General features: G+C 70.9%; 7 protein-coding genes. 3 read left to right on the forward strand and 4 right to left on the reverse strand.

The window, feature by feature from the left end; translation table 11 throughout:
• Positions 1 to 133 precede the first annotated feature (133 nt).
• Positions 134 to 1,318, forward strand: coding sequence for a macrolide family glycosyltransferase (locus AB0L75_RS10975; RefSeq protein ID WP_365178509.1), 1,185 nt, complete (start codon positions 134 to 136; stop codon positions 1,316 to 1,318).
• Between the two features lie 88 nt (positions 1,319 to 1,406).
• The gene (locus AB0L75_RS10980; protein ID WP_365178512.1) at positions 1,407 to 1,898 is read left to right on the forward strand and encodes an NAD-dependent epimerase/dehydratase family protein; all 492 of its coding nucleotides are present in this window, start codon (positions 1,407 to 1,409) and stop codon (positions 1,896 to 1,898) included.
• On the opposite strand, the gene AB0L75_RS10985 is transcribed toward AB0L75_RS10980, so the two are convergent.
• Positions 1,853 to 4,138 carry an MMPL family transporter gene (locus tag AB0L75_RS10985; RefSeq protein WP_365178515.1) on the reverse strand — a complete coding sequence of 762 codons (2,286 nt, stop codon included), beginning with the start codon at positions 4,136 to 4,138 and terminating at the stop codon, positions 1,853 to 1,855. The two genes, AB0L75_RS10980 and AB0L75_RS10985, sit on opposite strands and share 46 nt — an antisense overlap.
• A 151-nt stretch (positions 4,139 to 4,289) precedes the next feature.
• On the opposite strand from AB0L75_RS10985, the gene AB0L75_RS10990 reads away from it, so the two are divergent.
• The gene (locus AB0L75_RS10990; protein ID WP_365178518.1) at positions 4,290 to 5,189 is read left to right on the forward strand and encodes an acyl-CoA thioesterase domain-containing protein; all 900 of its coding nucleotides are present in this window, start codon (positions 4,290 to 4,292) and stop codon (positions 5,187 to 5,189) included.
• Between the two features lie 48 nt (positions 5,190 to 5,237).
• Here AB0L75_RS10990 and AB0L75_RS10995 read toward each other — a convergent pair whose 3' ends face one another.
• The 3 genes from AB0L75_RS10995 to AB0L75_RS11005 all read right to left on the reverse strand — a co-directional run bounded on the left by AB0L75_RS10995 (position 5,238) and on the right by AB0L75_RS11005 (position 11,442).
• Positions 5,238 to 5,999: an SDR family NAD(P)-dependent oxidoreductase gene (locus AB0L75_RS10995; protein WP_365178521.1), complete on the reverse strand. Its 762-nt coding sequence runs from the start codon at positions 5,997 to 5,999 to the stop codon at positions 5,238 to 5,240.
• The gene (locus tag AB0L75_RS11000; protein WP_365178523.1) at positions 5,989 to 7,425 is read right to left on the reverse strand and encodes a radical SAM protein; all 1,437 of its coding nucleotides are present in this window, start codon (positions 7,423 to 7,425) and stop codon (positions 5,989 to 5,991) included. The genes AB0L75_RS10995 and AB0L75_RS11000 overlap by 11 nt, the downstream gene beginning before the upstream one ends.
• A gap of 66 nt (positions 7,426 to 7,491) precedes the next feature.
• On the reverse strand, positions 7,492 to 11,442 hold the full coding sequence (locus AB0L75_RS11005) for a beta-ketoacyl synthase N-terminal-like domain-containing protein (RefSeq protein WP_365178526.1): 3,951 nt from the start codon (positions 11,440 to 11,442) through the stop codon (positions 7,492 to 7,494).
• Positions 11,443 to 11,762: the final 320 nt, after the last annotated feature.

The raw sequence follows: 11,762 nt of genomic DNA on the forward strand, positions 1-11,762 counted from the left end.
AGGCAGCCGCGGACGGTTCGGGGTTGTGGCGCCCGCTGGAGGACGTGTGGGCGGTTCGGTCCGCGGACTGCGTTGCCCAGTCGGGCTCCTCAGCGTTGCTCTGCCGTAGCCCTCTATCCAAGGAAGGCCGGTTATGCCCCGTCCTGCCCATATCGCCATGGTCGGCACGCCTCTGGTCGGCCATGTGCTGCCCAGTCTGGAGATCATCCGTGAGCTGGTGGCCCGCGGTCATCGCGTGACGTACGCCACCGCCGACCCCCTCGTCGAGCTGATCACCTCCACCGGCGCCGAGTTGGTCGGCATCACGTCCACTCTTCCGGTCGCCGACCGCTCCTGGCCGCAGGATCCCATCGCCTCCGCCTCCCTCTTCCTCGACGAGGCGACGGCCGTGCTGCCACAGCTGCGCGCCGCGTACGACGACGATCCCGCTGATCTCTACCTCTACGACGTCGGCGCGTACGCGGGCCGCGCGCTGGCCGAGGCGCAGGGCCGCGGCTTCGTCCAGCTGTCCGCGGCGCATGTGGCCTGGGAAGGTGCCCAGGAGGAGATCGGTGCGGCGTTCGCCCAGCTGCCCGGAGGACTCGCATACCGAGCGCGGTTCGCCGCCTGGCTGACCCGGTGCGGTGCGGTGACCACGAACGTGGCGGAGTTCACCGGCCACCCGCCGCGAGTGCTGGCCATGATCCCGCGCGCCATGCAGCCGCATGCGGACCATGTCGACACCGAGGCGGTGACCTTCGTCGGCCCGTGCTTCGGCACCGGCCAGGAGCAGGACGGCTGGATGCGGCCGGCCGGTGCGAAGAAGGTGCTGCTGGTGTCGCTGACCGGCTCGGCGTACCTCGGGCCGCAGGAGACCTACCACCAGTGTGTGGCAGCGTTCGCGGACCTCCCGGGGTGGCATGTGGTGCTGCAGACGGGCGGTGGCAGCGATCTGGTCGAGCGGGTCCCCCGCAACTTCGAGGTGCGGCCGTGGGTGGCTCCGCTGCCGATCCTTGAACATGCGGACGCATGGGTGACGCACACCAGTGTGAGCAGCAGCAGCGAGGGCCTGTACGCCGGTGTGCCAATGATCGCGGTACCGAACGGACCCGACCAGTGCCTCCACGCCGACCGGCTCGTCGAACTGGGCGTCGCCCGCCGGATCGACACCGCACATGTCACGGCGGCGACGCTGCGTACAGCTCTGATGGAACTCATCGGCGATCCGCAGGTCGCTGCTCGCTCGGCATGGCTGTGGTCTGAAGTGCGCGCCGAGGGCGGCACCCGCCGGGCCGCCGATCTGATCGAGGAGGAGCTGGCAGGGGACAGGGTGGGCTGATAGTGCGGGGCAGGTGCATCAGAGGGCGCCGACGGCGTCCTCCACTTGCAGCACCTCGCGTTCGGCCTGGTCGAGTGATCCGGGCGAGGTGCCGACCTGCGGCGCACCGAGCCAGGAGAGCGACCGACTCCATCCCGTCTCCCCCTATGCGGTCACCGAACTCGCCGGGGAGCAACTCTGCCTCGCGCACGCCGCCCGGTCATCCTGTCCCACGAGTGTGGTGGCGCTGCGGTACTTCACCGTCTACGGCCCGCGCCAGCGGCCTGGCATGTTCCTCCACCGGGTCTTGCGGGCTGCCCTGACCGGCGAACCGCTTCGTGGCCGGAAGGTCCGGGTTCAGTCCGACTGCCCGCGCGACGGCGACGTCCCCCTCACCCGAGCGAACACCCATCGAGCCCGGTCCCTGCTCGGTCGGACTCCCGCGACCGGGCTGAGGGACGGCATGCGCGCCCAGTTGCAGGCCCTCACTCCTGCCGGTCACGGCGGCCGCCCCAGCGAGGCCGCTGCGGCCCGGTCTCATGAATCAGGCCGGTCTCATGAACCAGGTGGGAGGGCGGAAGGAGCATCCCTGTGTCCATGAGCCCTGGTCTCAGGTCGGTGGCGGTGCTGTGCGGCGTCCTCGCGCAGCCCGACACGGTCATGGAGGCGGCGCAGTGGCCCGGGGGACCACCAGTTGGCCCGTCCGGCCAGCCGCATGAACGACGGCACGAGCACAGCTCGGACGAGCGTAGCGTCCAGTACGACCGCCAGTGCCAGGCCGACGCCGAGCAGTTTCAGCAGTGTCACCCCTGAGATGGCGAAGACGAACAGCACGGCGGCGACGAGGACCGCCGCGGCCGTGATGATGCGGCCCGTGTGCTGGAGGCCGAAGGCGACGGACTCCGTGTTGTCGCCGGTGCGCAGGTAGCGCTCGCGGATGCGGGCGAGCAGGAAGACCTCGTAGTCCATGGAGAGCCCGAAAGCCACGCAGAAGGTCAGGATCGGGATGGTGGCGTCCAGTGTGCCGGTGTGCGGTGGGCTGCCCACGAGGAACGACAGGTGCCCCTCCTGGAACACGAAGACCATCGCCCCGAACGTGGCGCTGAGACTGAGGGTGTTGAGCGCCAGTGCCTTCACCGGCATCAGGACGCTCCCGGTGAACAGGAAGAGCAGCAGCAGGGAGGAGCCCACCACGATGCCGATCGCGGCGGGCGTGGCCCGGGCGATGGCGGCGGTGCTGTCCTCGACCTCGGCGGCGCGTCCGCCCACCGACACCGAGGCCCCGGCCGGCGGCGCCACCTCCCGCAGCCGGCGGACGAGCCGGGTGCCGGCGGAGGAATCCTGTTCCACCGCGGAGACCACGCGGAGCAGCGTGCTGTCGCCGTCCACCAGGGCGGCAGCGGCCGGGCCCGGCCCGTGGACCCGGCGCCCGCCGACGTAGCTGCCGGGCGCCGCGGTCACCCGGCGGACGTCGCGCACCGCGGACAGCGCCCGGGCGTAGGTCTCCAGGCTCCGCACCCGGTCCCGCCGCGTGCCCTGCAGCACCACCGGGACGGCTCCCAGCGCATCGGCGTCGAACCGGTCGCGCAGCGTCTGCGTGGCGCGGTGCACCTGGGAGGAGGCGGGTAGTGAGCGGTCGTCGAACAGGCCCGAGGCGACCCGGGTGAACGGGGACGCGAGGACGGCCAGCAGGGCCACCACGCCGCAGCCGTAGAGCAGCGGGCGGCGCATCACCGCCGTGGCGAACCGGTACCAGCGTCCGTTCTCGGGGGCCGCCGGCGGGCCTGCCGCGTTCCGTGCCGGGCCGCGCAGCCGGGCGAAGACGTCGTAGCGGTCGACGAGATGGCCCACGACGGCCAGCAGCGCGGGCAGGACGAATACCGCCCCTGCCGCCGCGGAGAGTACGACGGCGATGCCGCCGTAGGCGAAGGAACGCAGGAAGAACTGGGGGAAGACCAGCAGCGCGATGAGGGACAGGGCCACGGTGAGCGCGGAGAACGCGACCGTACGGCCGGCCCGGCGCACGGTGGGGCCCAAGGCTTCCCGCACCGTGGCGCCGGCGCGCAGCTCCTCCCGGAAGCGGGCGAGGATGAACAGGCTGTAGTCGATGGCGAGTCCGAGGCCGAGCGAGGTGGTGGAGTTCATCGAGTACACCGAGATCGGCACGGCGCCCGCAAGGGCGTTGAGCACGGCCCGGCTCACCAGGACCGACAGCAGCGCGATGAGCAGCGGCAGGGTGGCGGCCACCGTGCCGCCGAAGATCAGCAGGAGCAGGACGAGGGTGATCGGCGCGGCGATCGCTTCGGCGAGCAGCAGATCGTGTGCCGTGCGCCTGCCGACCTCCGACTGCACCTGCGCGGGGCCGGCCGCCAGGACGGTCAGCCCCTGCGCGTGCCGTCGGATGTCCGGTACCACCCGGTCGGCGGTCTTCGCCCGGTCGTCCTCGTCACCGCTCAGGGAGAGCGTGACCAGCGCGATGGAACCGTCACGGGAGCGCAGCGAGGGCGCGCGCCGCGCCGTCCAGTACGAGGTGGCGGCCCGCACACCCGGGGTCTGCGAGGCGCGCCGGGTCAGAGCGGTACCGAGGGACGTCATCTCCGCTGAGTCGACGGGAGTCGTGCCGCGCAGCAGCAGCACGAGGTCGTCACCGGCGGAGGGGAAGTGCTCGGCCACGAGGCGTGCGGCGCGGGCGGACTGTGCGCCAGGGTCGGAGAAACCGCCGTGCACCAGCCGGTGTTCCACGCCCAGGCCGCCGATCCAGGCCAGGACGAGGGTGACTGCGCTCACCCACAGCACGGTGACGCGCCGCCGGTACAGTGCCGCGCTGACGCGGTCCGACATGACAGGACCTCCCTGGGTTGTTCACTCTGTCCGGGCCATGGGCCGCTGGTGTGGGGAACCGCCGGTCGCTGTCTGCCAGTTCGATTGCTGGGCGGGCCCTGAGCTGGGGATACTGGCTCCCGAGCACTGACGCCGAGCCGAAGCGGGGCCCATGCATCAGGAACGCGCGCTGCTGGAACTGCTCGGCCTCCTGGATGTCGGCCTCGCGCCCGGCGGGGATGACGGGGAGCACTTCCTCGGGCGCCCTCCCGTGGAGCAGTCCTCCCCGGTGTACGGAGGGTTGGTGGCTGCCCAGGCGCTGGCCGCTGCCGGCCGTACGGTGGCCGACGAGTTGCCCGTGCACTCCGTGCACTGCTCCTTTCTGCGGCCTGGCCTGCCTACCGCGCCCTTCGCCCATCGGGTCGAGCGGGTGAAGGACAGCGCTTCCTTCGCCACCCGGCGGGTGCATACGGTCCAGCGCGGTCGTGAGGTCTTCGCTCTGACCGCCTCCTTCCACCGTCCCGAGCCGGGCCTCGGCCACCAGGACCCGATGCCGTCCGTCCCGGACCCGGCGGGCCTGCCGACCTACGAGGAGCGGCTGACCAAGGTGTTCGGTGAGGCGGTCGGCCCCCTCGGTAAGCCGTACGAGACCCGCTTCGTCGGGCCGTTGAGCTTCGACGCCGAGAAGGACCCGGCGCTGCTGTCCTCCCGGACGCAGGTGTGGGTGCGCGTCAAGGGCGAGGTGCCGGCCGAGGCGACCGCCGGCCGTGAACGGCTGCTCCATGCCTGCCTGTTGGTGTACGTCTGCGATGTGACCATGCTGGAGACGGTGTTGGTCCGCCACGGGGTGTCGTGGTTCCACGCCAGCGGCCGGAGCCTCGACTACACCGTGTGGATCCATGGCCCCTTCCGCGCGGACGACTGGCTGCTCTGCGCCCACGAGACCCCGGTGGCCGCCGGTGGACGGGGTCTGGTCCTGGGCCGGGTCTTCACCCGCGACGGGGTGCTGGTCGCCACCCTCGCCCAGGAAGGCCTGCTGCGGGTGGGCAGCGGCCACGGGGGCGTCGGCTGAGGGCGCGCCGAAGTGGCGCGCCGCGCGCCGGCACCCCCGGTGCGGCGGCTACACGATCAGGCCGCCGGAGATCTCGATGGCCTGCCCGGTGATGTAGCGGGCCCGGCCGGAGGCCAGGAAGCACACCAGGTGTGCCACGTCCTCCGGGGAGCCGAAAGCATGGCCGGGAATCAGGGATTTGAGGAACTCGGCTCTGTCCTGAGGTATCGCGGCCGTCATGTCGGTCTCGATGAGACCGGGGGCGACGGCGTTGACGGTGACGCCCCGGGCGCCGATCTCCTTGGACAGCGCCTTGGTGAAGCCGATGATCCCGGCCTTGGCGGCGGAGTAGGCCGTCTGGCCGGGGGTGCCGTGCAGCCCGGCGGAGGAGGCGATGTTGATGATGGCGCCGCTGCGCTGTTTCACCAGGGGCATGAGCAGGGGTTTGGTGATGGTGTACATGCTGTCGAGGTTGGTGCCGACGACCTGGTGCCACTGTTCGGGGCCCATGCGGGCGAAGAGGGTGTCGCGGGTGATGCCCGCGTTGTTGACGAGGACGTCGAACCGGTCCAGGTGGTCCAGGGCCGAGGCGGCGAAGCGTTCGGCCGCCGCGGTGTCCGAGACATCGGTGTGCAGCGGGGTGCAGCGCCGCCCCGGGTGGGTGGCATGCAGCTCGTCGGCCAGGGCGCGGGCCTGCTTCTCGCCGTGGTGGTAGCCGAAGACGACGTCGGCGCCCTGGGCCAGCGCCAGCCGGACGACGGCGGCGCCGATGCCGCGCGATCCTCCGGTGACCACGCAGCCGCGGCCCGCCAGCGGGAGGTCAGCCGTCACTGCTCGCCCCCGGCATCGCGGCGGCAGGCCGACGGGATTCCCTCTTGCGCCGTGCGGCCTCCTCACGCAGCTCGCGGTAGCGCTCCTCGGCGATCAGCGTGGAGATCATGGGGGCGTAGAACGCGCCGTCGCCGACCAGCTTGATCTGCTCTGGTGTGACGGCCGCGTAGCCCCGCTCGGCCAGTGCGTCCCAGACGGTGGCGAACTTCTCGTACACGTCGAGGCCGAAGGCCGCACGGTACTGCCCACGGTCGATCTCCGTGCTGATGAGACTGCGGAAGAGCACCATCAGCAGCCAGTCGTCGGGCGTGTGCCTGAACCCTCGCTCGACCGGGAACCGGCCGTCGTCGACGGCTGCCTTGTACTGCGGCAGGCTGCGGTGGTTGATGAACGACCAGGAACGGCCGGGAGCGAGCGCGGGGTTACCGAAGAAGGTGATCGCCGCGTAGCCGAGCCCGAGGGTGTCCATGTGCTCGAAGCGCGGGAGGTAGCCCTCCCGGAAGTCCCGGGCCGCGGGGTCGCCGGGACGGCGGAAGTTGTACGTCGACAGCTGCTCGTAGCCGTGATCGAGCAGGAAGTCCCGTCCCGCCCGGTACATCTCCAGGTTGGCCAGCGTGCTGGGCAGCTCGTGGTAGCGGTTGAGCGCGAAGTCGGTGGGACCGCCCACGTTCAGCTCGTAGTGGGTGATGTCGTAGACGTCCCAGGCGACCAGGGTCTGAAGATCCTCCAGCATGGTGTCGACGGTCTGCTGCGGCCAGCCGAAGATGAGGTCGACGTTGGCGGCCAGGCCGAGTTCACGGGCCCATTCCAGGCTCTGGATAACGTGTTTGGTCGTCTGTTTGCGGCCGCTGAAGCTGTTGAGCCGTTCGTTGATCTGCTGGACGCCCATGCTGATCCGGTTCATCCCCGAATCACGGATGGCCTGCATCTTCTCCCGGGAGAAGAGCTGCGGGATGCCCTCCAGGGTGAGGTCCGCCCGGTCCGAGATCTCGGGGAAGAGGCGGCGCACCATGTCCATCAGCCGGTGGTAGACAGGGGCTCGGTAGAGGTTGGAGGTGCCTCCTCCGAAGTAGGCTCCGGCGAGGACGGAGCCCTCCATCTGCTCCCGGTACATCTCGGCTTCGCGTTCCACATACCCGTAGTAGTTCTCGAGCGCGGCGTTGCCCTGGAACTCCTCGACGGGGAAGAGGCAGTAGCCGCATTTCCCGGGGTCGGTCTGGATGCAGTACGGGACGCCGACGTAGAGGAACACATGGGACTGGTCGCCCGTGGCACGCAGGCGCCGGCGGTCCGCACCGATCTCGTCCAGGGGCACGGACGGCTCGTTCCAGAACCTCGGGGACGGGAATCCGTGCTGGATCTTGTTGACCTGGCGTTCGGCGAGGTGGCTGTCGAGGTAACTGTCGATGTGGTCGGGGCTCAACATGGTGGCTGGCACTTCCCCTCTGGGCGGAATCTGCCGGGTGTCTGCCGGCCCGGCGGGAGGCAGTGGTCAGGAGTCTCGGTGGGCGGTGGCGGCCGGGTCTGCCAGGATCACGCGGTGGAGGAGGTAATCCGCCAGTTCCTCGATGCTCTGATACTCCAGTGCCTCCATCGCCTTGAAGCGGAAGTCGAGCTTTTCCTGGATGCGGCGCTGGAGTTCGGTGATGCTCAGTGAGTCGAGGCCGATCTCCAGCAGGGCCAGGGACGGGTCGAGATCATGGAGGTCGATCTCCAGCTCGGCCGACATCCGCCCCAGGGTGTCGATGATCTCGTCGGTGAGCCAGCCGATGAGGGCCTGCAGGCGCTCTGCGGCCGGCAGGGGCTCGACGCGTTCCCGCAGTTCCCGTCGCCAGTCACCGCTCCCCCGCAGACGGCTCTCGACCGGTGCGGCCTGGGCCGCGGAGGTGCCGGTCAGCGAGGCGATGCTCCGGAACTCGATGTCGTCGAGGGCGGCGAGGAGGTTCCCGGTGTCGTCCAGGACGCGCAACTCGGCTGTGAACGCCGTCCCGGTGGTGTTCGGCCGCAGCCGGACGTGGCCCCAGATCTGATCGGGGAGCGGGCCATGCACCGTCATCCGGCCTACGCCGACGGGTACGTGGGCGCCCCTGGCCGCGCCCTCCTGAGCCGCCGCGGCGGTCAGGTGCAGACAGCCGTCGAGCATGGTCGCGAAGCGGTGCGCATGGCTCACGCGTGACGCACCGTCGGGAGCGGCCGTGATCCGGCCGAGCGCCTGCCCGCCTTCCTTGTCGAGCCACAACTCGCGAACGGTGGAGAAGCTCGCCCCGTACTCCATTCCCTCCTCCCGCAGCAGCCCGTAGAGCCGACCGGGCGGCACCACTGTGGGCATCGCCATGCGCAGCTGTTCCGGAGGTGTCCCGGAGCCGTTGTGGCGCACGGCCGGGCCTACCTTCCCCTGGCAGTAGGGGAACTGGCCGTCTCCGTCGCCGCCGGCCACGGTGAACCGGAAGCGGCCCCCCGCCGAAGGGCCGTCGCCCTCCAGGTCCACCCGGACCGCGCTGGGCTTCGCCGGGGCCAGGACCAGCGGGCGCAGGAAGTCGACGTCGGTCAACTCGACCGGCTCGCAGGCGTGGCCGTCGGCCGAGGCGTAGGCGTCCACGGCCAGTTCCAGATGGCCGGTGGCCGGGAAGACGGTCGACCCGAGGATGCGGTGGTCCGCCCAGGGCGTTCCCGGCGGCACCTCGTGCCGGTGGACGGTCCGCGGGGCGGCCTGACGCGGTACGGCCGTGGGCGCGGCGGACGGCTCCTGCCGCGGGGGTGCCGTGTACGCCGCCTCGCCGCGGTCGGCGTTCGGGGCGGGCTTCAGCCAGTACCGGTCCTTGCGGAACGGGTACTGCGGGGCGGCGGAGGTACGGCGGTAGCGCGGGCCTCGGTAGAGCGCGGGAAGGTCGACGGCGGCCCCGGCCGTGTACAGGGCACCGGCGGCGGCGAGGAGGTTGCGCACGTCCCGCCCATCCCGCCGCAGGGTCGGGATCACCGTCACACCGGCGTCATCGAACGCCTCCGGGACGTGACTGCGCAGAGCGGGGTGCGGGCCGATCTCGACGACCACGGTGCAGCCCAGCGCGGCCACCGCACGCATACCGTCGTGGAACCGGACCGGGCGGCGAGCCTGCCGGCTCCAGTACTCCGGCCCTTCGGCGCCCGTCAGGGCCTCGCCCGTCACATTGGAGAACACCGGGACGGCCGGGGCGGTAGGCCGCAGCCCGGCGGCCGCCTTTTCCAGCTCGGGCAGGACCGGGTCCATCAGCGGCGAGTGGAAGGCGTGCGACGTACGCAGCCGGGTGGTCCGGCCGCCTTCGGCCTCGGCGAGGCGTGCCACCTCGTCCACGGCCTCGGCCCGTCCCGAGACGACCACGGCGCGCGGGCCGTTGACGGCGGCGACGGAGACGTCCGCCTCCCGCCCCGACAGCCAGCCCCGCACGGTTTCCGGGGCGGCGTCGATCGCCAGCATCACTCCGTCGCGCGGCAGTTCGCCCATGAGCCGGCCGCGCACCGCACTGAAGCGGGCGGCATCCTCCACGGAGAGCAGGCCGGCGACACACGCGGCGACGACCTCCCCGATGCTGTGCCCGACCACCGCGTCCGGGACGACTCCCCAGGAACGCAGCAGGGTGGCGAGCCCGTACTCGACGGCGAACAGGGCCGGTTGGGCCAGGCGTGTGTCGTCGAGCGCCCCCGGGGACTGCTCCTCGAAGAGGATCTGCCGTAGCGGCGCGGGCAGTTCGGCGTCGAGCAGCTCGGCGCACTGGTCGACGGCGGCGGCGAAGACCGGTTCGCTGTCGTACAGTTCGCGGGCCATGCCCGGGTACTGCGCGCCCTGGCCGGTGAAGACGAAGGCGGTCCTGGCCGGCTTCGCCGGGTGCCCGCAGGTGACCGACGGCGGCGTGCGGCGGGTCCGCCACAGACGGAGGTCGCCCGCGATCTCGATGCCGCCCCGCCCGGTCACCGCGAGGCGGTGGCGGTGCGTGGCGCGCCCGGCGGCGGCGGTGAAGACGGCCGCCGGCACTGCTTCCGGTTCGGCCCGGGACAGGTACTGCGCCCAGCGCTCGGCCAGCGCGTCCAGGCTCGCGGGGGACTTGGCGGACAGCACCAGCAGTTCGGCCGGGCGCGGTTTCGCGGCGGCGGCGCGGTGGCTCGGCCGGGGCGCCTCCCGCAGGATCGCGTGGGCGTTGGTGCCGCTGTAGCCGAAGGAGTTGACGGCGGCCAGCCGCGGGAGATCGGTCCGGGGCCAGGGCACGGACTCGGTGGGGACCGCCACCGAGGCGCCGTTCAGGTCGATCTTGGGGTTCAGCCGGTCCAGATGGAGGCTGGGGTAGATGGTCTCCCGGTGCAGCGAGAGCGCGGCCTTGACGACGCCGAGCAGTCCGGCGGCGGCCTCGGTGTGGCCGAAGTTGCTCTTCGCCGAGCCGACGTACAGCGGCCGGTCCGGGGTGCGGGACCGGGCGTAGGCCCTGGCGATGGCGCCCATCTCGATGGGGTCGCCGACCGGGGTTCCGGTGCCGTGCGCCTCGACGTAGTCGACCTGGGCGGGGTCCACACCGCTGCGGGAGAGCGCGGTGCGCATCACCTGCTCCTGGGTCCGCCCGTTGGGGGCGGTCAGCGCGGGAGTGTGTCCGTCGTGGTTGATGGCGGTTCCGACGATGCTGGCCAGGATGGGGTCGCCGCGTTCCTCGGCGAGCGACTGACGGCGCAGCAACACGGCCACACAGCCCTCGCTGCGGACGTAGCCGTCCGCCTTGGCGTCGAACGCCCGGCACTGCCCGCTGCGGGAGAACAACCCCAGTTTGCAGAAGGCGACATGGACATCGGGGTTGAGGATCAGATTGACGCCGGCGACGACGGCCGAGTCGCACTCGCCGGTGAGGATGGACTGCCGGGCCAGGTGCAGGGCGACCAGCGATCCGGAACAGGCTGTGTCGACCGCGAAGCACGGCCCTTTCAGGTCGAGGAAGTGGGCGATTCGGCCGGCGCTGATGCTGTTCGCGTCGCTCATCGCGTCGTAGGCCGTGACGCCCTTCAGGCCCTCGATCTCGTGTTTGAGGAGGGAGTAGTTGTTGCTGTTCATCAGCGCCAGGAAGACGCCGGTGTCGGTACCCCTGAATTCGTCGGGGTCCTGCCCGGCGTGTTCGAGGGCGTGCCACACGGTCTGCAGGAGCAAGCGGTGCTGCGGGTCCATACGGACCGCTTCGGCGTCCGAGATCCCGAAGAACGCCGCGTCGAAGCGGTCGACGTCGTCCACGAATCCGCCGTGGCGGATGTAGGTCTTGCCCGGAGCCAGCGGGTCGGGGTCGTAGAACTGGTCCACGTCCCAGCGGCTCGCCGGGATCTCCTCGACGCAGTCCCGCCCTTCCCGGAGCACTGTGTACAGGTCATCCAGCCCGTGCACTTGACCGGGGAGAGTGCACCCGATACCTACCAATGCAATGGGCTCAGCATCCATGCCAGACTTCTCCTTCGGAGGCCGGGTGACGGAACTGTCGTAGCGCCCGACACAGGGTCGCTGCTTGACACATCCATAAGCTGTGGAGCGTCACATGAATTCGATTCCGGATATCTCTGCATCGACGAATCAAGGCTCCACACGCAGGAATTGGCCGAGGCTTATTTCGGCAGACTCGTGCAAGGCTAGGCGCGGGCCGAAGAGGGAACAAGCAGCGCTATCGGGGCGGGCGATGCCCCTGGAGGGCGTGCGGAGACTGGAGGCGCATAACGGGGAGCGAGCACACTTTCCACGCCTCGGTCGCCCGGGTACCGTCTCGG

It is taken from the genome of Streptomyces sp. NPDC052101 (assembly GCF_040680235.1).
Lineage (GTDB): Bacteria > Actinomycetota > Actinomycetes > Streptomycetales > Streptomycetaceae > Streptomyces.

What these genes read in the sequence shown, in the direction of transcription:
- AB0L75_RS10975 (WP_365178509.1), top strand. Translation starts at nt 134, where the DNA reads ATGCCCCGTCCTGCCCATATCGCCATGGTCGGCACGCCTCTGGTCGGC.
- AB0L75_RS10985 (WP_365178515.1), bottom strand. Translation starts at nt 4,138, where the DNA reads ATGTCGGACCGCGTCAGCGCGGCACTGTACCGGCGGCGCGTCACCGTG.
- AB0L75_RS10990 (WP_365178518.1), top strand. Translation starts at nt 4,290, where the DNA reads ATGCATCAGGAACGCGCGCTGCTGGAACTGCTCGGCCTCCTGGATGTC.
- AB0L75_RS11000 (WP_365178523.1), bottom strand. Translation starts at nt 7,425, where the DNA reads ATGTTGAGCCCCGACCACATCGACAGTTACCTCGACAGCCACCTCGCC.
- AB0L75_RS11005 (WP_365178526.1), bottom strand. Translation starts at nt 11,442, where the DNA reads ATGGATGCTGAGCCCATTGCATTGGTAGGTATCGGGTGCACTCTCCCC.